The sequence below is a fragment of the Lysinibacillus sp. BPa_S21 genome (assembly GCF_023337795.1).
GTDB lineage: Bacteria > Bacillota > Bacilli > Bacillales_A > Planococcaceae > Lysinibacillus.
Genome location: NZ_JALIRS010000002.1, coordinates 441,158 through 463,735, shown reverse-complemented (window position 1 = coordinate 463,735; position 22,578 = coordinate 441,158). Strand labels below are relative to the sequence as shown.

Annotated in this window: 18 protein-coding genes and 1 other annotated feature; of the genes, 9 read left to right on the top strand and 9 right to left on the bottom strand. The window is 37.1% G+C overall.

Translation table 11 applies throughout. The annotated features are described in order from the left end of the window. Nucleotides 1-53: 53 nt before the first annotated feature. Nucleotides 54-3,143 carry a transglycosylase domain-containing protein gene (locus tag MOK21_RS05465; RefSeq protein WP_249072946.1) on the bottom strand — a complete coding sequence of 1,030 codons (3,090 nt, stop codon included), beginning with the start codon at nt 3,141-3,143 and terminating at the stop codon, nt 54-56. A 102-nt stretch (nt 3,144-3,245) separates the two neighbouring features. Then, nucleotides 3,246-3,449, top strand: a binding site (T-box leader). Nucleotides 3,450-3,522: 73 nt separating this feature from the next. Between MOK21_RS05465 and tyrS the strand changes: the two genes are divergently transcribed. Then, nucleotides 3,523-4,791 carry a tyrosine--tRNA ligase gene (gene tyrS, locus MOK21_RS05460; protein ID WP_249072945.1) on the top strand — a complete coding sequence of 423 codons (1,269 nt, stop codon included), beginning with the start codon at nt 3,523-3,525 and terminating at the stop codon, nt 4,789-4,791. Nucleotides 4,792-5,147: 356 nt separating this feature from the next. Here tyrS and MOK21_RS05455 read toward each other — a convergent pair whose 3' ends face one another. Next, nucleotides 5,148-5,957 carry a cobalamin-binding protein gene (locus MOK21_RS05455; protein ID WP_249072944.1) on the bottom strand — a complete coding sequence of 270 codons (810 nt, stop codon included), beginning with the start codon at nt 5,955-5,957 and terminating at the stop codon, nt 5,148-5,150. A 455-nt stretch (nt 5,958-6,412) separates the two neighbouring features. Beyond that, nucleotides 6,413-7,618 carry an iron-containing alcohol dehydrogenase gene (locus MOK21_RS05450; RefSeq protein WP_249072943.1) on the bottom strand — a complete coding sequence of 402 codons (1,206 nt, stop codon included), beginning with the start codon at nt 7,616-7,618 and terminating at the stop codon, nt 6,413-6,415. Between the two features lie 540 nt (nt 7,619-8,158). On the opposite strand from MOK21_RS05450, the gene MOK21_RS05445 reads away from it, so the two are divergent. Both MOK21_RS05445 and MOK21_RS23860 read left to right on the top strand, forming a co-directional pair. Next, on the top strand, nt 8,159-8,746 hold the full coding sequence (locus MOK21_RS05445; RefSeq protein ID WP_249072942.1) for a TetR/AcrR family transcriptional regulator: 588 nt from the start codon (nt 8,159-8,161) through the stop codon (nt 8,744-8,746). Between the two features lie 2 nt (nt 8,747-8,748). Beyond that, nucleotides 8,749-9,621: a CPBP family glutamic-type intramembrane protease gene (locus tag MOK21_RS23860; RefSeq protein WP_249072941.1), complete on the top strand. Its 873-nt coding sequence runs from the start codon at nt 8,749-8,751 to the stop codon at nt 9,619-9,621. Between the two features lie 516 nt (nt 9,622-10,137). Here MOK21_RS23860 and rpsD read toward each other — a convergent pair. Continuing rightward, nucleotides 10,138-10,740 (bottom strand): 30S ribosomal protein S4, encoded by a 603-nt coding sequence (rpsD, locus tag MOK21_RS05435; RefSeq protein WP_132357222.1) that lies wholly within the window; start codon nt 10,738-10,740, stop codon nt 10,138-10,140. A 590-nt stretch (nt 10,741-11,330) separates the two neighbouring features. Between rpsD and MOK21_RS05430 the strand changes: the two genes are divergently transcribed. Further along, entirely contained in the window at nt 11,331-13,076 is a 1,746-nt protein-coding gene (locus MOK21_RS05430; protein WP_249072940.1) for a sensor domain-containing diguanylate cyclase, read from the top strand. A 142-nt stretch (nt 13,077-13,218) separates the two neighbouring features. Here MOK21_RS05430 and MOK21_RS05425 read toward each other — a convergent pair whose 3' ends face one another. Both MOK21_RS05425 and hisJ read right to left on the bottom strand, forming a co-directional pair. Continuing rightward, nucleotides 13,219-13,698 (bottom strand): GAF domain-containing protein, encoded by a 480-nt coding sequence (locus MOK21_RS05425; RefSeq protein WP_249072939.1) that lies wholly within the window; start codon nt 13,696-13,698, stop codon nt 13,219-13,221. A 24-nt stretch (nt 13,699-13,722) separates the two neighbouring features. Continuing rightward, nucleotides 13,723-14,517 (bottom strand): histidinol-phosphatase HisJ, encoded by a 795-nt coding sequence (hisJ, locus tag MOK21_RS05420; protein ID WP_249072938.1) that lies wholly within the window; start codon nt 14,515-14,517, stop codon nt 13,723-13,725. A 189-nt stretch (nt 14,518-14,706) separates the two neighbouring features. Between hisJ and ezrA the strand changes: the two genes are divergently transcribed. The 5 genes from ezrA to MOK21_RS05395 all read left to right on the top strand — a co-directional run bounded on the left by ezrA (nt 14,707) and on the right by MOK21_RS05395 (nt 20,179). Next, complete coding sequence (gene ezrA, locus MOK21_RS05415) at nt 14,707-16,410, top strand: septation ring formation regulator EzrA (protein WP_249072937.1); 1,704 nt, start codon at nt 14,707-14,709, stop codon at nt 16,408-16,410. Nucleotides 16,411-16,503: 93 nt separating this feature from the next. Beyond that, nucleotides 16,504-16,968, top strand: a complete 465-nt coding sequence (locus tag MOK21_RS05410; RefSeq protein WP_249072936.1) for a GNAT family N-acetyltransferase — start codon at nt 16,504-16,506, stop codon at nt 16,966-16,968. Nucleotides 16,969-17,456: 488 nt separating this feature from the next. Continuing rightward, complete coding sequence (locus tag MOK21_RS05405; protein WP_249072935.1) at nt 17,457-18,611, top strand: cysteine desulfurase family protein; 1,155 nt, start codon at nt 17,457-17,459, stop codon at nt 18,609-18,611. A 2-nt stretch (nt 18,612-18,613) separates the two neighbouring features. Beyond that, the gene (thiI, locus tag MOK21_RS05400; RefSeq protein WP_249072934.1) at nt 18,614-19,822 is read left to right on the top strand and encodes a tRNA uracil 4-sulfurtransferase ThiI; all 1,209 of its coding nucleotides are present in this window, start codon (nt 18,614-18,616) and stop codon (nt 19,820-19,822) included. Between the two features lie 138 nt (nt 19,823-19,960). Then, entirely contained in the window at nt 19,961-20,179 is a 219-nt protein-coding gene (locus MOK21_RS05395; RefSeq protein ID WP_249072933.1) for an alpha/beta-type small acid-soluble spore protein, read from the top strand. 117 nt (nt 20,180-20,296) lie between these two features. On the opposite strand, the gene thiE is transcribed toward MOK21_RS05395, so the two are convergent. The 3 genes from thiE to thiM are packed head-to-tail and all read right to left on the bottom strand — an operon-like array spanning nt 20,297 to nt 22,498. Further along, entirely contained in the window at nt 20,297-20,929 is a 633-nt protein-coding gene (thiE, locus tag MOK21_RS05390) for a thiamine phosphate synthase (RefSeq protein WP_249072932.1), read from the bottom strand. Then, the gene (gene thiD, locus MOK21_RS05385) at nt 20,919-21,743 is read right to left on the bottom strand and encodes a bifunctional hydroxymethylpyrimidine kinase/phosphomethylpyrimidine kinase (RefSeq protein WP_249073036.1); all 825 of its coding nucleotides are present in this window, start codon (nt 21,741-21,743) and stop codon (nt 20,919-20,921) included. Before thiD ends, thiE begins: the two co-directional genes overlap by 11 nt. Next, the gene (thiM, locus tag MOK21_RS05380; RefSeq protein ID WP_249072931.1) at nt 21,743-22,498 is read right to left on the bottom strand and encodes a hydroxyethylthiazole kinase; all 756 of its coding nucleotides are present in this window, start codon (nt 22,496-22,498) and stop codon (nt 21,743-21,745) included. The genes thiD and thiM overlap by 1 nt, the downstream gene beginning before the upstream one ends. Nucleotides 22,499-22,578 lie beyond the last annotated feature (80 nt).

Below are 22,578 nucleotides of genomic sequence, written 5' to 3'. Positions count from 1 at the left end.
GACAAAAAAACAGGCATACTACAATTCAAAAATAATTGTAGTATGCCTGCATATTATCGGGTAGGTGGATTAGGCGGTGGAGTTGTATTTCCGTTTTCTCCTCCGTTAGAGCCGCCATTCTCAGTGTTTTCGGAACCGTTTCCGTTATTTGAGCCATTTTCGTTATTTCCGGTACCATTCCCGTTATTCGAGCCGTTGTTCCCGTTATTAGAACCATTTCCGTTATTTGACTCATTTCCAGTGTTTCCAGAACCGTTGCCGTTATTCGAGCCATTCCCGTTATTTCCACCAGTCCCATTGCCATTTTCTGTGCCGTTTTCATTATTGTTCGGCTCATTGCCGTTAGTAGGTGGTGTAGTTGGTGGAACTTTTTCTTCTTGTTCTTTATCAGGTTGTTTTTCATTCGCACTGCCACCAGTAGAAACGATATTGGATTGCGCTGAAGTTAAACCTGTAATATCTACTGCAACAACAGCATAGGCTTGACCACTTGCTACCGTCATACTTTGGGATGATTCAAGCACTGATCCAACAAGAGTCTTACCACCGTTTGTTACTTTATATATTCTATAACCAACTACATCATTTGAAGACCCTGTCCAAGATAATGTATTGCCATTAATAGAAGCTGTTACTGCTGCTGGTGCACTGTTATCAGCTGGGAAATCAACAGCTGATACCGATGAATTCGATAATGACGAATTTTTCGGTAATAGGCTAGCAGGGTTACCGCCAAGTGGGCCAAGCATTCTTTTTATAAATGCCTGATTAATACCTGCACCACCTGCTTTTACAAATTCTGACGGTGTGCTAGGAAGTGCATTATAAGTTTTACCTTTTATCGTCACAACACTTGAAGAAGCTAAGCTATCATCAGGTTGTGAAGGTAAAAATACTTTCGCGTTAAACAAATCAGAGCGCACGAGACCAGCATTAGCACATGCTGCAGAAGGCGCTAAACCAGAAATACCACAGAATGATGCAGTCACAACGTTTTTCGGTTGCTTAAATCTAGTTTTAGGGGCAATTAATTGTGGATCGACATCATACACAGAATTCATTAATTTTCCCCATAGCTTGTTAATTCGCTCACTTGGCTGTTGGTACGTATTATTAAATGCATTAAGTGATTGATTTTTATCATAACCTATCCATACACCAAGAGAAACATTCGGGTTATAACCAACTAGCCAAGCATCTTTGTAATCTTGTGAAGTACCTGTTTTAGCAGCAAAGTCAGCAGAGAATTTTAAAGTATTTCTTGCAAGTGTACCTGTTCCTTTTGTTAACACATCTCGTAACATATCTGTAATGATATAAGAGGTTTCAGGACTAAATACTTGTTCAGGTTTAACTTCGTGTTTATAAATGATATTGCCATTTTGGTCTTCAATTCTATCAATCATATAAGAGTCTATAAATTGTCCACTATTTGCAAAAGTTGCAAAGGCATTGGTGTTCTCTTCAACCGTAATACCATCTTCTACCGCCCCAAGACTAGCAGAAGGGTTAGTGAAATCATTAGGCTTTAGGGTTGTGATTCCCATCTTTACTAAATAATCGGCAGGACGTCTGTTAAGAATACTATAATATAGACGTGCAGCTGATAAGTTTTGTGAACTCGCTAATGCCTCACGTGCCGGGATAAGCCCTCGTTCATCATTAGTATTATAGTTTGTTGGGCTCCATCCGGGAATAGAGAATTTTACGTCAACTAATGGGCTTCCGGCACCGATTACACCGTATTCTATTGCAGGTGCATATACAAGTAATGGCTTCATAGTTGAGCCATTTGAGCGTTTTGCCTGTGTAGCATAGTTATATTTTTTTAATTCAAAGTCACGACCACCGACAAAGCTTAAAATACGTCCAGTATTATTTTCAATTAAAATACTACCAACCTGTACAGGCATTTGAACATCAACTTGTTCACCTGTTGTAGGATCCTTTTCTTTAACTGTATAAGTATGACCGTAATTTTTAAAGTTGTCCGCTGCTTTTTGCATCGAATCGTACATATCTTTATTAATAGTTGAATAGATACGATAACCTTTTGAGCGGACATCGCGATCTGCTAGAATCGTATACTTTTCTTTTAATTTTTTCTCATTTTTTAAGCGTTCTGGATCAATACCATCTTTTTCTGCTAGTTTTTCTGCAATAATATCTTTCGCTCGACTTTCAAGCTCATATGTTAGCCATGGGTAGCGATCTTCTGCACGCATCTCTGGTGAACGGAAGTCAGCAGTGATATCGTAAGCAACTGCTTCTTTATATTGAGCTTCGTTAATATAACCAGCGTCTTTCATACGATAAAGTACAGTTTTCATACGATCAATACCCGGTTTCAGAGCTTCTTTACTTTTAAGTACACCTTTATTTGTGAAAGGTGTGTAAGCGAAAGGTGATTGCGGTATACCAGCTATATACGCTGCTTGAGGAAGCGATAAGTCCTTTGCTTTTACATTGAAAATACCTTCAGCAGCTGTTTCAACTCCTGCAATGTTTCGACCGGAAGCATTACGGCCATAAGGTATTATGTTTAAATAGGCCTCTAAAATTTCTTCCTTTTTCATAAAATGCTCTAAACGCATAGCAAGTAAAAGTTCTTTTGCTTTTCGTTCATAAGATACTTCGTTTGTTAATACTTGGTTTTTAATAAGCTGTTGTGTTAATGTAGAACCACCAGTTTGGGTCGAAGAGTTTGCTACGTCTTGAAGTAGCCCACGGACAACAGCCTTTGGAACTATTCCGTTATGTTCGCGGAAATACTCGTCCTCTGTTGCTAATACTGCATTAATAACATTAGGTGCGACCTGATCTAATGTGGTTACTCGACGGTCTAAATCTGTCCGTAATTTTCCGATATAAATATCGTTGGCAAAATAAATCTCACTTGTTGAATCGTAGTTGAAAATTTCTGTCCTTAATTCTTCCTTTGAGCGAAGTGGCTCTTCTTTTACAAGCGAAGCAAAATAGCCAGCGCCCACTGAACCGGCAAATACAGTCCCAACCAATGCAAAGACTAAAAATAGTAAAAATAAGTTCCAGGTAACACTTCCTGAAATACGTAATTTCTTCATCCATTTTTGTTGAATTAAATCATCGATCTTTGCATTGATTTTCTCAATCCAATCTTTCAATGTATCGACCTCCTAAAATCTTGTCTATTATAGCACATATTGATTTAGGTCGAACATAGTTATTGACAATGAAAAAGAATCGTTTAGAATAATGCTTATAGTTTTCTAGTGATGAAGAGCTTGCAGTAGTATCTACATTCCCTGTTTAGAGAGCCAGCGGTTGGTGAAAGCTGGTCATAATGTAGAAACGAATTACGTGCTTGGAGCTTAGACGTGCGCGCCTGCGATAAAGGCGGTTGAATGAAGAGGAAGATGGATGACATCTTCAAGCCGGGTGGTACCGCGTTAGTTATTAACGTCCCTGCATGCAATGTTTTTGCGTGTAGGGACTTTTTTATTTCCCCCTACACGAAATATTAAACACTTAGGAGGAATTAAAATGACGAACGAATTATTACAAGACTTAGAATGGCGTGGATTGTTATACCAACAAACTGATGCTGAAGGTATGGCTAAATTATTGGATGAGCAATCTGTATCTTTATACTGTGGTGTTGATCCAACTGCAGATTCTATGCATATTGGGCATATTGTGCCTCTTTTAACGCTACGTCGATTCCAAAAAGCAGGCCACCGTCCAATTTTGTTAGTTGGTGGTGCAACGGGTATGATTGGAGATCCATCTGGTCGCTCTGAAGAACGCCAATTACAAACAGTTGAGCAAATTGATAAAAATGTTCAAGGTATCCGTGGTCAATTAGAACGTATCTTTGATTTTGCAGAAGATGGTAATGGTGCTCAGTTAGTGAATAACCGTGACTGGATTGGCAATATAAATACGATCGAATTTTTACGTGATTATGGGAAATTAATTAATGTAAACTACATGTTAGCAAAGGATACAATTGCATCACGTCTTGATACAGGGATTTCATTTACTGAGTTTGCATATACTTTAATTCAAGGTATTGATTACAATCACTTATACGACCATTACAACTGTCGCATTCAAGTAGGTGGTTCTGATCAGTGGGGGAATATTACAACTGGTTTAGAAGTTATTCGTAAAACACATGAGGAAGAAACGAAAGCTTTTGGTATAACAATTCCTTTAGTAACGAAAGCAGACGGTACGAAATTTGGTAAAACGGCAGGTGGTGCTGTATGGCTAGATTGTAAGAAAACATCTCCATACGAGTTCTACCAATTCTGGATTAATGCTGCGGATGCTGACGTTGTGAAATACTTAAAAATCTTCACATTCCTTTCTCGTGAAGAGATTGAAGCTTTAGCAGTATCTGTTGAAGAGGAGCCACACTTACGTAAGGCACAAAAAGCATTAGCTGAAGAAATGACACGCTTAATTCATGGTCAGGAAGCATTAGACCAAGCAATCCGCATTACAGCTGCTTTATTCTCTGGAGACTTAAAAGCACTTTCTGCTGATGAAATGAAGGATGCATTTAAAGATGTTCCTTCTATTGAAATGGCGAAAGAAGATAAAAACATCGTGGACTTACTTGTGGAAGCGGGTATCTCTCCTTCAAAACGTCAAGCTCGTGAGGACGTAACAAATGGTGCAATTAGCGTGAATGGTGAAAAGGTTACTAACTTAGAATATGTCATCGACGGCAAAGATCGTTTAGAAGATGCATTCAGCATTGTTCGTCGCGGCAAGAAAAAATACCATATGGTGAAGTTTGTTTAACTCAGACGTATACAACAAGACATCCCCTCAATATTAGAGGGGATGTCTCTTTTGGATGGAAAATAAAATGGTTTAGGAAATCTCTAGCCGCTATGTTAGAAGATACAAGATAAGTAAAACGGTTGATTGGAGTGGAGGCTGGGCTACTCCTTGGGGATCAGCGTCACAGATGAGACCCTGGAGCGAGCTACGCGAGTGAAGCGGCTCATCGGACGCCCCCAGGAAGCTCTGCTCTGCGCGAAAGCGAAGCGTCAGCGGCAAATGTTTTCTGTAGCGAAAGCAAAGCGACAGCAACAAAGCGCACAGCCGGAACGGAAATCAACCCCTCTCTTTGCAGAAGAGCCATACTTTTATTTTTAACTATCTAAAAAACTTGGAAGCTTGATGTGCTCATATTTTTTGGGGTGAAGCATATTTGCAAGCTTTAATGCACCCTCTATGAGGCGTGGTGATGGACGACAATAAAGCCATTCCTCCATTACGTGAAGCTGTTTCATTTTAACAGCTCGTAGCTCCTGCGCATCCGACCGTTTTAATAAATTTGCCGGTTGAATTCGCTCAAAGGCAACACCTACCCAAGCCATCATTATATAGTCTGGGTCACGCCTTACTACATCAGCCCAATCAGTTTGCACACTTGCTAGTTCTACATCTTGAAACAGATTTTGCCCACCAGCAATGGCACTAATTTCAGTTAACCAATTAATTTTACCTGGGGTAAAGATAGGGTTTGGCCACCATTCCCAATAAACAGTAGGTTTTTTAGGAATTGTTTGAGCAACTTTGTATAGACAATCAATACAATATAAATATTCCTCGGAAATTTTTTTAGCACGCTCCTCAACTCCACAAGCTTTACCTAAAATATGAAGGTCCTGTGCGATTTCCTCTAAAGAATTGGCATTAAAAACAATATGAGGAATATTTCTAGCTTGTAAAGCTTCAATATTTTTTTCCATGCCAGGGACACTTAACGATGCAAGTACAAGATCTGGCTGCAATGCTTCTAATGCATCCATATCAATTGATAAATCTGGGCCAAGCTGAGGCAAGTCTTTTACGACTAATGGCCAATCTGAAAAATCATCGACGCCCACAAGCTGGTCAGTCAGCCCTAAATAAGCAACAAGTTCTGTATTACTAGGACAAATTGAGATTAAACGCATTTTCTTATCTCCAATTCTTTTTAAGAAAAGTATAGCGAGTGTTCGAGTGACATACAATGACTGAATGCTCTTTAGCTTTAACTTTGTTGCTGTCGCTGTCGCTACGCTTTCGCACAAAAAAACCATCTGTCGCTGTCGCTACGCTTTCGCACAAAAAAACCATCTGTCGCTGTCGCTACGCTTTCGCACAAAAAAACCATCTGTCGCTGTCGCTACGCTTTCGCACAAAAAAACCATCTGTCGCTGTCGCTACGCTTTCGCACAAAAAAACCATCTGTCGCTGTCGCTACGCTTTCGCACAAAAAAACCATCTGTTGCTGTCGCTACGCTTTCGCACAAAAAAACCATCTGTTGCTGTCGCTACGCTTTCGCACAAAAACCACTTGTTGGCTCAAAACCTCTGGCAGTTATCAATTAAAAAAGGCATGCCACGAGACATGCCTTTTGATTATCTATTAAGAAAGTGCGATAGCTTCGAGTGACTCTTCTTTTTTCGCAACAGGACCCATTGCATTTGTAATAATTTGTTTAATGTCCTCTAAAGTTGCTTTACGTGGGTTTGTTGCAGCACATACATCTAACATTGCATTTTTCGCTAAGATTTCAATATCCTCATCCTTCGCGCCTAATTCGCGGAAGCCACTTGGAATGTTTAAATCACTAGAAAGGTTTTCAATTGCTGTAATTGCTTTTTCAGCAGCCTCACGTTTACTTAACCCTTCAACGTTTTCACCTAACAATTCAGCGATTCTTGCAAAACGGTCAGTTCGTGCTGTTAAGTTGAAGCGGCAAACATGTGGTAAAAGAATAGCATTACATACTCCGTGTGGTAAATTATAGAAACCGCCTAATTGATGCGCAATTGCATGTACATAGCCAAGTGAAGCATTATTAAACGCCATGCCTGCTAAAAATTGTGCGTACACCATTTGCTCACGTGCCTCTAAATCTGCACCGTTTGCATAGGCGCGTGGTAAATATTCAGGAACTAGCTGAAGCACCTTTTCTGCGCATGCATCAGTAATTGGTGTTGCTTCTGTCGACACAAATGATTCGATTGCATGTGTTAATGCATCTAAACCAGTTGCCGCAGTTAGAGCAGGAGGTAAGCCAACCATTAACTCGGGGTCATTAATTGATAGAAGTGGAGTAACATGTTTATCCACAATGGCCATCTTCACTTTACGAGAGGTATCCGTAATAATTGTGAAGCGAGTCATTTCACTTGCTGTACCAGCAGTTGTGTTAATAGCGATTAATGGCACTAGTGGGTTTTGTGATTTGTCAACGCCCTCGTAATCATGAATGCGTCCACCATTCGAAGCAATAAGTCCGATACCTTTTGCTGCATCGTGTGCGCTACCCCCTCCAAGAGATACAATGGAATCACAGTTTTCAGCATGATACACTGCAATCCCGTCTTCAATGTTTTGATCTGTTGGATTCGGTTCTGCTTTCGGGAAAATGGCTACATCAATTCCAGCAGCTATAATGATGTTAGCAATTTGTTCAGAGAGACCTAATTTGTGTAAGCCCTCATCTGTTACGATTAATGTCTTTTTCACTTCTAAATCATTTAAGCGTTTACCAACTTCTTGAATTGCTCCAGGTCCAAATAAGTTTGTTTTCGGCATAACAAATTGCTTTAGAACGTCTGACATATTTCCAACCCCTTTAAAATAATTGTTATTGCTTGAATGATGGCGAACCACCTTTCGAAGTTCATGTTATTCTATTATTTGTAAAAGTTCAACACGTATTTTTATTAAAATTGTTAATTTTAATTATGTTATTATTTTACAAAAAAGTTAGGTTGGCTTTTGATATAATGAAAGGTTGTGTTGCTGAGGATTATTGATATAAAAACGTTTTGAAAATTGTTTTCCTATGAAAGTAAAATATATTTTTTGGAAATGTGTTCTATTTTATAGAAGTGTTGAATAGTAAATAACTGATATTTTGTTCTTAATATATTAGTAGTGAATATGTTGCTTTTTAATTGTGTAATTACTATTTTAAAGTACATAAAATCGTCATAATTTATGTGAATATTCTAATCAATCAAACGGATGAAAATATTTGTTAAAATATGGGTATTCGGGCTGATAAACAAAAAATTTTTTTAGGCACTTTTCAGGACTATTTGCAATTTTATTGAATAATATTTCAATGAGAATATTTTCAATAAAGGGGTGGGAGAAATGTCGATTAGACATGAACAAAAAGAACAACGAAGAGCTTTAATTTTACAAACAGCATTAGATTTGTTTATTCGTAAGGGGTATGGTGAAACAAAAGTTGCTGATATTGCTAAAGCTGCTGATATGAGCATGGGGTTGCTTTTTCATTATTTTGGCTCTAAGGAAAAACTTTATGAAGAATTAATTCGCATAGGCTGTGAAAGACTTAAAATAGATTTTGATGTTATGAATGAATCATCATTGGCAATCTTTACAGCGGTTGCTGAGGAAATATTTAGCATGATCAGTACAAACCCGTCTGCTGCAAAAATGTTTGTGCTAATGGAAAATGCGCAACATCTTGATTCCTTGTCGGAAGATTTAAAAGAAATGCTTACAGAAGCGGATAAATTAATTAAAAAGAGTATTCCATTAATAGAGAAGGGGCAATTGCTGGGTGAATTTAAACAGGGGAATGCTGAAGCACTTGCGGTAGCATTTTGGTGTTCTATACAGGGTATCGCTCAATACATTGCACTGCATCCCGAAACACCTTGTCCCGATACAATGTGGGTTATTTCAATCCTTGAAAACAGGAAGGCGGATTGAAAGTGAAAACTACACGGAATGTAATAATCTTTATCGTTGTTGTTTTGCTATGTGGCTGGCTTGGTGTTTTCGTAGATCGTTTCATACCTGAACAACCTAAAGGCGACACGCTTGGGATGGGAATTTGGCTAGTTTTACCGTTGCTGATGACTATCTCGTTACGTGCCTTTGCAGGAGATGGTTGGCACGATATAGGCTTATTACCTAATTTGAAGGGTAACGTAAAATGGTATGTTGTTTCGCTCCTAGTCTATCCTGTAATCACTTCTGCAGTTTTGTTAGTAAGCTATATTTTTAGCTGGATGGATTTTTCGGATTTTCATTTAGATGCAATCGTTTCAGTTTTCATGGGTGGCTTACTGATCCAATTTGTTAAAAACTTTTTTGAGGAATCCGTTTGGAGAGGCTATTTGACAAGTAAACTATCATCATTAAAAATAAATGATTTTTGGTTGTATTTTATTGTTGGTGGTGTTTGGGGAGCTTGGCATATTCCATATTTTTTAGTGTTCTTATCAGAAAGTGATATCTTCAGTGTGCTTCCTGTAAATAGGTGGCTTTTTGCGTTAATAGGTATCGTGACGATGATCTGTTGGACAGTAATGTATACAGAAATTTATTTAATGACGAAAAGTATTTGGCCACTTGTCCTTATGCATATGACAGAAGATGCACTTGTGAATCCGCTTATTCTGGATGGCTATATTAAAATTGCTTCGGGAAAAGAATTTCTTGTTTCCCCAACGGCAGGCATTATTACTACATTGCTGTACCTAATTGTCGGGCTTGTATTGCGAACTAAACGAAAAAAGTTAGAGGAAGGAAATAAACCAAAAAACGGGGAGCCCCAGGATATTGAAAAGATAATAAAATAAAAAAATCCCTGAGTCAATATTCAAGAATATGAGAAATCCAATCTTTTGAATATATTTCCTTTTGCGAGTTTGTAAAATTTATGGGTAATGAAAGGGATTGCAATTTATCAGGTAGGATGTTTATCTTATTTCGTATTACTTCATTATTAATTGATTCATTATCAATAAAGAATATGTATCGACCTTCGATTTTTTCTTTATATACCGACGAGCAGTCCAATGACTTATAAAATCTTGTAGAAAAATTATTACCATTTAAGTTAACATCGAAATGTTAACAAACTAAACATCTCCTGGTTATTCTTTAACTCCCATTCTATATGAGGATTATTAATTAAGTAATCTCCAAGCTTCATTCATTTCACTCCGTATTAATAATTTGCCCCAACATCAGCCCCAAAACAATGATATTTAATGTATTATTGTGCATTGTCGATAACAAGCAAAAACCCTAGAGAGCCTTGATATAAAAGGCTTTCTAGGGTTTTCTAAACTACTCTTTGCAGAGTAATTTAATTAACGAGAGTAGTACTCTACGATGAATGCTTCGTTGATTTCAGCTGATAATTCAGAACGCTCTGGAAGGCGAGTGAATGTACCTTCTTTTTTGTCAGCATCAAATGTTAAGTAGTCAGGTACGAAGTTGTTTACTTCGATTGCTTCTGCTACTACAGCAAGGTTTTGAGATTTTTCACGAAGAGAAATCGTTTGACCTGGTTTTACGCTGTATGAAGGAATATCAACGCGTTTGCCATCTACTAAGATGTGGCCGTGGTTTACTAATTGACGAGATCCACGACGAGTACGAGCTAAACCTAAACGGTAAACTAGGTTGTCAAGGCGAGTTTCAAGAAGGATCATGAAGTTTTCACCGTGAACACCTTTCATTTTACCAGCGCGGTCGAATAGAGTACGGAATTGACGTTCGTTCATGCCGTACATGTGACGAAGTTTTTGTTTTTCTTGAAGTTGTAAACCGTATTCTGATAATTTTTTACGTTGGTTTGGACCGTGTTGACCTGGTGCGTAAGGGCGTTTTTCGATTTCTTTACCTGTACCGCTTAGTGAGATACCAAGACGACGTGATAATTTCCAAGATGGACCTGTATAACGAGACATATTGTTGTCTCCTCCTTTAAATTTGGTTTTTTTGTTGTAAAACAAAAACCAGTAGTACCCATTCCTATACGCATTTTATTTTCATGTATTTTCGCCTATGCAGCCGTTAGGTTACGCGATACACCATCTATTGAATCTGTTTACAATAAAATAGAGGAATAAAATACAGTAATAAGCTCATACCACTGCTGCGTTTATTTTACACAAACTTCATTGTAACTGCTTATTACATAGACGTCAATTATTAGGCTAACTATTTTTAAAAAGGTGATATAGTAAAAATTTCCTTTATATACATATTTCGATATTCGATGATAGTTAATGATACAGTGGGAAATGTAAAATGTAAAAGTAAAATAGAATAACATAGTCAAAATGACACAAATTATGTATACTATATTATAAGTTAATAGTAATTGATTTGGACGTTATATAGAAAAGGTGATTTCATGACAGACCATTTACAAACGCTAAAATATATAAAATCAGATGTTTTGAGCATTTGGGTGAGTTCTAAAGAACAAGCCGGTTTTAATGAGTATTTTTCCTCATTGAAACAGTGTCTAAAGAAGCGCTTTGGAGTTGTAAATGTGGCATTTCTCGGTTTCGAAGGTAATTCTTTAATACCTGTTGAAGAGATGGCTAATTTAACAATTGAAACAAAACTAAATGCTGTGTCATGGTTAATGATTGAAGCCAACTTTTATCAACAGAAGTTGGTGAAAGTTCCTTATATATTAAAAGAAAAAGACGTATATACGATGATGACAGATATGGTGCTCTTCCAAGCGGAAGGCAAAAATCCAATTGGTGTGCTGCTCGTCGAGGCAACCGATGCTTGGACAGACTTTATGACTACGGATTACGGCGAAGAGCTAGTCGAAACGCTTACGAAGGTTCTTCAAAGGATTAGAGAAAATTGTGAAGTAAAAGTGAATGAAGACCAATATCGAAAATTGTACAATATGACAGACTTATTTCATTCCACTATGAATATTGATTTAATTTTAGAAAATGTCTTGAAAAACATTAAGGATAATTTCCCGAAGTTTAATGTGGAGCTTATACTATCGAATGATCAAGACCGTCATACGACAATTGATATTAAGCTTTTTGATTATTTATCTGAAAGGCCTGCGACTATTGAGGCTTTTGTCTCGGGAGAGCTAACAACAGAGCTTGCTAGCGATTTGAATTGTCGAATATTAAATGCCCCTATAAAGGGGAGACAAGCTATTTATGGTATTTTACAAGTAAGTGCACCTACAACATATCTTTTTTCAACAACTGAAAAAGATTTTATACGAATACTCGCACAAACATCTGGAAATGCGCTTGAAAATGCAAAGTTATATCATCAATCACATCGCCTTGTTAGTGATTTACAACTTATCAATGAAACATCGCATCGTTTGAATATGAGGATTGATATTAATGACATGTTACTTTTCCTTCAAAAACAATTAATGAAATCCTTTCAACCAATGGAAGTTTGCTTCGCTTTTAAACAGAATGATACCTTTGAAGTGACGGATGCAAGTACATCTTTATTCCATGCAGAAAAGGGTCAAACCTATATAAAACATGTTGAACAACATTTTGAATATACCGATGATCCACTATTTATTGCTGATTTCAGCCGATTAACCCCTAATCAAATGGAATATCGTTCAATTATGGCAATCCCGATATTAATGGAAGAAAAAATTAATGGCTTTAGTATCGTGTTACACAAGGAGCCGTATTTCTTTTCATTTGATAGCTTTAAATTAATGCAATCATTAATCCATCATTCTTCCTTAGCCATTGCAAACTCAATATTACGTAATCAACTTCAAGAAATGGTAGATTTGGATCATTTAACGAAATTGTACGCAAGAAGTTATTTAGACCAGTATGTAGAAAAGTCTCTTAAAGATGATCAATCAGGGATGTTCTTACTCATTGATATTGATAATTTCAAACGCGTTAATGATACGTATGGACATCAAATTGGTGATAAGATTCTTATGCAAATTGCAGTACAATTAAAAGAAATGATTGGAGCTCGTGGCATTTGTGCACGCTGGGGTGGAGAAGAAATGTCTGTGTATATCCCGAATATTGCTGAAAAAGAAGCAATCGACTTAGCAGCAACAATCGTTGCAAGAATTCCAAATACAACAGATCCTCAGGTGACAATTTCAGCAGGTCTCATCACGTGGGATGAACAGTACCGTCCGGCGTTTCAATCTGTTTTCCTACACGCAGATACAGCGCTTTATGAAGCGAAAAATAGTGGTAAAAATCGATTTTGTATTCATGATCGATTTTATCTAAACAATTTGCAAAAATAAAACATCGGCCTTATACGCTTTAAATGCCCTGAAATGATACAATAAATCATTTCAGGGCATTTTTTTATCTATATCAAAAGAGAAACGTCGGGTTCTCCCACTTAGAAATAGGGAGGTGCGGCGTACTAATTAAAGTTTCACCTTATAAATGAAGAAGTAAGGTTTTTACGAATAGCTCTAACCCATCTTGATCTTCTTTAGAAAAGCGATTTACGATTGGACTGTCGATATCAAGAACACCGAGGACTTGTCCTTCTTTTATTAAGGGAATAACGATTTCGGATTGGGACGCTGCATCACAGGCAATATGGCCTGGGAAGTCATGAACGTCTTTTACCACAATTGTTTGTTCTTTGCCTACAGCTGTTCCACAAACGCCTCGTCCAATTGGTATTCTAACGCAGGCAGGTAAGCCTTGGAATGGCCCTAATACAAGTTCCTCCCCCTGTAATACATAAAAACCAACCCAGTTAATGTTTGGAAGAAATTGATTTAGTAAAGCAGAGGCGTTGCTTAAATTAGCAATACGATCGCTTTCTCCAGTAAGGAGGGCATCTAACTGTTTGGCTAAAGTATGATATTGCTCGGCAACTGGCCCTTCATAATTAATGTTTGTAAACATCATAACACCTCGTTTGTAAGTTATTTATTTCGGATATATAGCGTTATAGTGTTGATGTAAATCAGCAACACTATGTGCATCTGAACCAAATACAATGGGTAGTCCAATAGATTTACTATAATCGATAAAGGAAAATGGTGGATAAGGTTCCTGACAATATGTTTTACTTATACCAGCGCTATTTACATCTAGTTCATAGCCTTCTTCCTTCATTAAATCTAAAACTTCTCGAATCCGCATAGAATCATCAATTTTCACCCTATGTGCTAATTGAAATTTGTGAATAAGTGAAGGATGTCCAATGCGCTTAGGCTTGTACTGCCCTAAATTTGCTTTAATGGACTGTAGGACGGTATCATAATATAAATTATACACTTGTTCGATTGAGCCCACTTTTTTTGCAAAAGCCATAAAATTTTCTGGGGAAAAGTCTATGCATTCAAAGTGATTTTGCCATTGTAAAAAATGGACTGATAAAATAGAGTCATCTAAAAAGTGTCCATATGTATCAAGAAATTGACGAGTTTCTTGTTCAAAGCCTTGAATATAGTCAACCTCCAGACCGATATGAATGCGGATGTCTTGTGCGTACTCCTTTTGAAGGCACTGTAAATCTTTAAAATAGGGCATTAAAAATTCTGGATTCATACCACTATCTTGCTGTGGTGTAGGGTCAGCAAAATTTAATGGTAAAGGTGCGTGTTCTGTAAAGGTGATATCTGTAAAGTTGTAAGAAATTGCTTTTTCAATGTATTGCTTAAATGAATCAGAAGTACCATGTGGACAATATGGACTATGGATGTGACCGTCATATTTCATAAAATTACCACTCCTTTAACTTTAGGATAAAACACTTCTATTTGCGCAAATTGTTCAAAACTTAGTAAGTGTTATTCTTGAAACGCATAAATACATAAAAAACACTCAAATTTTAGTACAAAAGGCGATAACATAGTATATAATAAATACAACTAGCCAATTCGTTTATTGTAGAATAGGAGGCTTACGATGGAGTATATCATCATTCCGGTTATCCTACTATTAATTTTAGCGATAGTAGGATTTATGATGCGACGAAAACATACAACAATCATTGCTAAACTTGAAAATGAAAAATCACAAATACAAAACAATCCCATAAATGAGGAAATTTCAAAAGTTAAATCTTTAAACATGAACGGTGAAACAGAAGAGATGTTTGAACGATGGCGTAATAGCTGGGATGAAGTCATCGATGTACATATGACAAAAATTGATTCACTTTTATTTGATGCAGAGGATCAAATCAATAGACTCCGTTTTAAGAAAGCAACTTTAATTGAACGTGAGATAGAAGATTACATTCAAAAGTGTGAAGAAAGTAAAGATAAAATCTTAGAAGAATTAAATGAATTAATTGGCAGCGAAGAAAAAAATCGTATTGAAATTGAACAATTAAAAGAATACTATCGCTCAGCACGTAAAACATTGTTAGCTCACCAACATTCATTTGGTGTAGCATTACCTTCACTGGAGAAAAAGCTCGAGACATTTGTTCAAAAGTTTGAGGAATTCGATGTGCTTACTAGCGAAGGGAATTATTTGCAAGCGCGAGAAATTGTTATTGGTTTGAACCAGGAATCACAGCAGACATTTGAATATATTAATGATGTCCCATCGATTTTGACTGAATTGCAAGTAAAGCTCCCAGGAGCGGTACAAGAATTACGTAGTGGCCAACGTGAAATGGAGGAGCAATCCTATTATTTACAGCATTTAGAGTTGACCGAGGCGCTTGATAAATTTGAAGAAGAATTTGCGACACTAAAAAATGAATTAGCAGAGCTAAACTTAACAGCTGTTAAACCACGGGTTGCTGAAATAAACGAAGAGATTGATCGTTATTACGATCTGCTTGAAAAAGAAGTTATGGCTAAAAACTATGTTGACCAAAATTGTGATCGTTTATTAAGCTCAATCAATAATGTTATTAGTTCAACAAAATTAGTAAGTGATGAAGCAACTTTTGTGCAGCAAAGCTACCGTTTAAATGAAAAAGATGCAGAAGTTCCAAAAGCTGCATTAAAGCAATTAGAGGCTTTACAACGTCGTTATGACCTATTAGCGATGCGTGTTAGAGAGGAAAAATCTGCCTACTCAAGTTTGCAGGAAGAATTGATTGAAATTAACGAAGAACTTGAACAAATTCATGAGGAGCAAGGTCATTTATCCAATACGATGAAGAAGCTTCGAATTGATGAGAACAAGGCTCGCACACAAGTAGAAAACTTAAAGAAAACATTACAAGAAACAGATCGTATGTTGAATAAGGCGAATATTCCAGGTATTCCTGAGGAAATGGATGCACGTCTAGATGAGGCAGCAGAGCATATTTATTTAGTAATGCAAAGCCTTCAAGAGGTACCACTCAATATGGGAACAGTTCATAATAATTTAAATGCAGCAACACTTTGTGTAGAGGATGTAAAAGCGAAGGCGCATGAATTAATTGAAAATGTAATGCTGATTGAACGAATTATTCAGTATGGTAATCGCCATCGTGGAACAAACCCAACATTGAATACTCGTTTAAAAGAAGCAGAATCCTCTTTCAATCAATTCCGTTATTCCAAAGCATTAGAAGAGGCTGGAACGGCAGTGGAAGAAATGGAGCCAGGTGCTTTAAAACGAATTCAAGAACTTGTAGCAGAAGAAACAATATCGAGTAAATAAAAAATGACATCAGCTGTCTAAAAGGTATCGTTATTACTTTTTAGACAGTTTTGTTATTTAATGAAGAAATGATGAAGTATAGGGAGGTTCATAATGCAATTTTATATTCGGGAAATGAATGAAATGTATGCAGCTGACATTTTGAATTGGAAGTATGAGAAACCATATGATTTTTACAACAATGGTCTTTGCGACGAATCTTTGAAAGAATTTCTTGAAAATCCGTATTATGCTATTGTCAATGATCAAGACGAGCTAGTCGGTTTTTTCTGTACAGGAGTATCTGCACAAGTACCTAAAGGACATGATCATGGTGCATATTTAGACGAGTGCATTGATGTTGGGATAGGGATGAAGCCTGAACTAACAGGAAAAGGTAGTGGCTCAGAATTTTTTTCATTTATTTTAAATCAGCTACAACAAGAAAATGCTAGTCCACTTCGTTTAACAGTAGCTACATTTAATAAAAGAGCCATTCATTTATATAAAAAATTAGGCTTTAAAAAAGTTATGGACTTCACAGCTTCAACTGAATTTATAACAATGAAGAAAGATTAAAAATAAGCGTGTTGACAGGGTTTATTATGTTGAAAATTGATTTCACAGTTTGGGATGATATTTAATTTAAAACATATGTCATTTGTATAAGTTGATTGGAGTGGAGACCGGGCGACTCCTCGGGGATCAGCGTCACAGATGAGACCCTGGAGCGAGCAACGCGAGTGAAGCGGCTCATCGGACGCCCCCAGGAAGCTCTGCTCTGCGCGAAAGCGAAGCGTCAGCGGCAAAGCGCCCGGTCGGAACGGAAATCAACCCCACGTTATGGTGACGAGTCTAACAATGCAAAAATCAAATTTTTATGCTGCTTAATTTTTAGCTATCATAGCAAGCTTTTAAGATGCCGCTCTTTAAAGGGTGGTTTTGTACATTAAAAGCAAACAATTAGTGATTAAATTAGAATAATTGTTAAAGTTAGTAGTCAATTGCTGAAGATTGCGTTATGATAAATACCGTTAAATCAACGTTTTGAAAGTGTGTGAATAATAATGGAAGTTAATACAATCTATTTAGACAACAGTGCAACAACTAAACCTTTAAAAGAGGTTATGCAAGCATTTATGGCAGTGAATGAGCAGTATTATGCCAATCCTGCTTCCATTCATGCAATGGGTGTTGAAGCAAACGACTTGTTAATGCGTGCACGTGAGCAAGTAGCAGATATTTTGCAGACAGAAGCAAAAAATGTGCTATTTACTTCAGGTGGTACCGAATCCAATAACACGGCTATTTTTGGTTTAGCACGTAGTAATACACATAAAGGAAAGCACATTTTAACAACTGAAATTGAACATCCATCTGTTCTAGAATCTGTTAAGCAACTTGAGCAAGAGGGTTTTGATGTAGAATACTTGCAAGTAGATCAAAATGGAGTAATTTCTTTAGAGGAGCTTCGCACAAAAATACGCAAGGATACCATTTTAGTAAGTATGATGCATGTAAATAATGAAATGGGTGCCATCCAACCAATTTTTGAAGCTGCGAAAATTATTCACGAATCAAGTCGTGCAGCTTTTCATGTAGACGCGGTACAAAGCTTTGGAAAGTTACCGATTTCATTTAACGATGATGAGGGACCAGACTGTATATCAATTTCTAGTCATAAAATTCATGGCTTTAAAGGTTCAGGTGTACTGGCATTCCGTAAAAAAATGAAATGGCAACCATATGCACTTGGCGGAGGGCAGGAGTTTGGTTTACGTAGTGGGACAGTAGCTGTACCGCAAGCAGTAGCCCTATCCAAAGCAGCCCGAATCGCAGTCGAGATGATGAATGAACGTGCGAAAAAATACCGTCAATGGAATGAAGAAATATGTAAGCAATTACGTGGATATGGAGATGTCGTGCATATTTTATCAACTCCACAAGGAGCGGCACATATTTTATCTTTTAGTATTCGCGATTTAAAAGGTGAAGTCATTATTAATGCATTGCAAAAACGTAATGTCATTGCATCGACATCGAGTGCTTGTTCATCGAAACAGACAAAAACAAGCCATGTTGTGGAAGCACTAAACATTGATGAGCACTTTAAAAAGGGTGTTATACGAATAAGTTTTGGTGCACATGTAACAAATGAAGATATAATAAATTTTAAACAAGTATTAGATGAAGTATTGATGGAACTTAAAGGAGAATATTAAAAATGATTTGGAAAGAAATTTTAATTCGATATGGAGAGCTTTCTACAAAAGGTCGCAACAAGATGGATTTTATTCGTCGTTTAAGAGAGAACATTCGTCATGCGTTTGCGGATTTAGGACATTTACACATTCGCACAGAGCGCGACCGTATGTTTATAGCTATTCAAAATGAAACACAAATGGACGTATTATTAAAAGGATTACCTAAAATTTTTGGTATCCAATCATTTAGTCCAGTGGCTGCATGTGAAAAAGACATGGACGCTATGAAAAAACTTGCGATAACAATTATGGATACATTTAAAAATGAGCAGCTTACTTTTAAAGTAGAAGTAAAGCGTACTGATAAAACATTTCCGTTAGAATCACATGCTATTCAACGCGAAATCGGTGGTTATGTATTACCACAATATCAAAATTTATCAGTTAAGGTGAAGCAGCCTGATATCGAGCTTCGTGTAGAGGTGCGTCATGATGCAACATATATGATGGCACAAGTTATTCCGGGTGCAGGTGGAATGCCTGTAGGTTCGAATGGTAAATCTTTATTAATGCTTTCTGGTGGTATTGATAGTCCTGTTGCTGGTTATTTAATGATGAAACGAGGAGTGCGTTTAGAGGCGATTCACTTCTTTAGTCCTCCGTACACAAGCCAAAATTCATTGGAAAAAGTAAAGGTGCTTGCTAATGAATTAACGAAATTTGGTGCTAGTATTCGTTTACATGTTATTCCTTTTACTGAAATTCAAGTTCTTATTAAAGAAAAAGTACCTTCTAATGTTTCAATGACAACAACTCGTCGTATGATGTTAAAAGTTGCGGACAAAGTACGTGAAGAAATTGGTGCACTAGCAATTGTTACAGGTGAAAGTCTTGGACAAGTAGCGAGTCAAACGCTCGAAAGTCTAACAGCTATTAATGCCGTAACGAATACACCGATTTTACGTCCATTAATCTCATCAGATAAATTAGAAATTATTGATATCGCAGAGAAAATAGGCACATACGAAACGTCTATCCAGCCATTTGAAGACTGCTGTACAATTTTTACGCCTGCAAGTCCAAAAACAAAGCCAAAGCTTGAAAAGGTTGAGCATTACGAAAGCTTCTCGGATTTTGATGAACTAATCGAACGAGCAGTGAAAAACCGAGAAGTCTATATTTTCCCGAAAAAAGAACAAGAAGCAGATAAATTTGCAGATCTTCTATAAGAAGAAACTTTCAAAGCCGACTCAAAAGTATTGAGTCGGCTTTTTTGTTCCCTTCCTTTGTAGGTACAATTTACCTATAAAATTTTTGTATTAAAAATCTAATAACGCACATTCTATATTCACAAGGAGGTGAGAGACATGACTAACAACAACAACCGCAGTTCAAACAAGCTTGCTGTACCTGGTGTAGAGCACGCACTTGATCAAATGAAATACGAAATTGCACAAGAATTTGGTGTTCAATTAGGAGCTGACGCTTCAGCTCGTGCCAACGGTTCCGTTGGTGGTGAAATCACTAAACGTCTTGTACAAATGGCAGAATCTCAATTAAAAGGTATGCCAAACAACAACCAATAATTGCTTAATCAGTAATTATTAAAATTAAAACCAGTGACCGTAAAAGGCACTGGTTTTAGTTTGTTTAAATTGTTTATTTTTATCCCGTATTAACGGGTAATCATTTATCTGTTTTATTTATCCTACAAATGATTTAAATGTAGAGACTGTATTTGAAATATCCTCACTTTCGCAAATCGCAGAAATAACTGCTATTCCATCTGCGCCTGCTTTCACTACTGTATGTGCATTCGAACAGTTTATGCCTCCAATTGCAACGATAGGGAGCTCAGGATATTGTATTCGAGCTTGCTGTAAAAAATTAGTTCCACTAGGTGGTTTGGCGTCGCTTTTAGAAGTGGTTGAAAAAATTGGACCAATTCCTACATAATCAGCACCATATTGTAGGGCAGTTTGTAATTCAACTTGAGAATGAACAGAAACACCTAGAATCATGTTACCAATTTTTTTACGTACGATCGACACTGGAATATCCTCTTGCCCAATATGAACACCATCCGCGCTAAGTTTTATAGCCAATTCTACATCGTCGTTTACAATAAATGGAACACGATACTGTTGACATAGCTTTTGACATTTGCGAGCAAAATCTTCATAGGCTTGCCCAGTTAATGAATTTGTTCCTTTTTCACGAAATTGAAACATAGTAATGCCAGATTGGAGAGCTTTCTCTAAAACGTTTATTGGCTCGTGATTCAAAACATTATTTGTACCCATAATAAAATATAGCTGTAAATCGTCACGTTTCATGAATAATTACCTCACAGGAATCTTTATAGTTTTGATAAGCAAAATGATTTGTTGGACCATGGCCATTACCAATAGATAAATCATGAGTTAAGGCTAATTGAATAAATTTTTTAGCTTCCTCAATCGCTTCTTCCAATGGTAGTCCTTGACCAAGAAAGGCAGTTAATGCAGCGGAAAACGTACAGCCTGTACCATGTGTGTTTTTTGTTGCAATACGAGTAGACTGCATGGAAAATGATTGACCACCTTGAAAAAATACATAATCAGTAGCAAAACATGGATCCTCTAAATGACCGCCTTTAATAATGACACATTGAACGCCCATTTGTAATAAGACTTGAGCTACTTCTTTTATATCTGTTAAAGAATTGATTTTCCTTCCAGAAAGGGTTTCTGCCTCAGGAATATTCGGTGTTACGATTGTTGCTAAAGGTAACAAATGACTACGTAAAGCTTCAATTGCTTGTTGTTGCAATAAGCTTTCACCACCTTTTGCTATCATGACAGGGTCTACGATAAGTGGAATATTTACTTCGGCTAAAATACGTGCAATTGATTGGATTATTTCGGAGGAAAACAGCATTCCAGTTTTAATAGCACTTATTGTAAAATCTTCGACTAGCGCTTTTAGTTGTTTTTCAACGAAGCTAACTTCAATTGGTAAGACATCCGATACACCGAGAGTATTTTGGGCCGTTAAAGCTGTAATAACAGAGGTTCCAAACACCTTTAATTCCTGAAATGTTTTTAAATCAGCCTGGATTCCTGCTCCACCCCCGCTATCTGAACCGGCTATTGTCGTTACAATATGCATCATGCTTCACCGTCCTTGGAAAGTCGATGTAGTTCATTTAATACTGCGATTTGAAAATCGCCAATGAATTGTGTAGAAGAAGCGGCTTGCTCGGCTACTTTTTTATAAAGTGATAATGTTTCTACTAATTGGTCAATTGGTTTATTTCCTACGGCGTAGGAGGCACAACAAATTGCACTCAATAAGCAACCTGTTCCAGTAACTTCTGCCATTTGAGAATGTCCACCTGTAACCCATTGCTGATGCTTGCCATCCGTAATAAAATCCTCTTCACCGGTTACTATAACAAGACAATCGTAGAGTTGAGCTACTTTTTGTGCCTCGACTGCTAAAGAAATGGAGCCACTGCCACTATCTACGCCTTTTTGTTGCCATTCTACATTGGCAATAGCAGCGAGCTCTCCAATATTACAACGAATAGCCGCAAATTTTATTTCTTCTAGTAATTGCTGTACCGTTTGTTTCCGATAAGATGTTGCGCCAGCAGCAACGGGATCTAAAATAACAGGAATACCAAGGGCATTTGCTTTTTTTCCTGCAAGTAACATGGATTCTTTCATGCGCTCATTAAGGGTACCGATATTGATCAATAAGCCTGAGGCGATTGTGACCATTTCCTCAACCTCATGACTGTCATCAGCCATTACTGGAGAAGCACCTATTGCTAATAAGCCATTTGCTTGAAAATTAGCTACTACATAATTAGTAATGCAATGAATAAGTGGGTTTTGTTTTCGGATAGTTTGAAATATCAATGTAAGTCCTCCTTGTTGGATGGACGTAAGCGTGCAAAAAAGGCTCTTTTTCGTGTGGAAAACAACACGCAAAAGAGCCT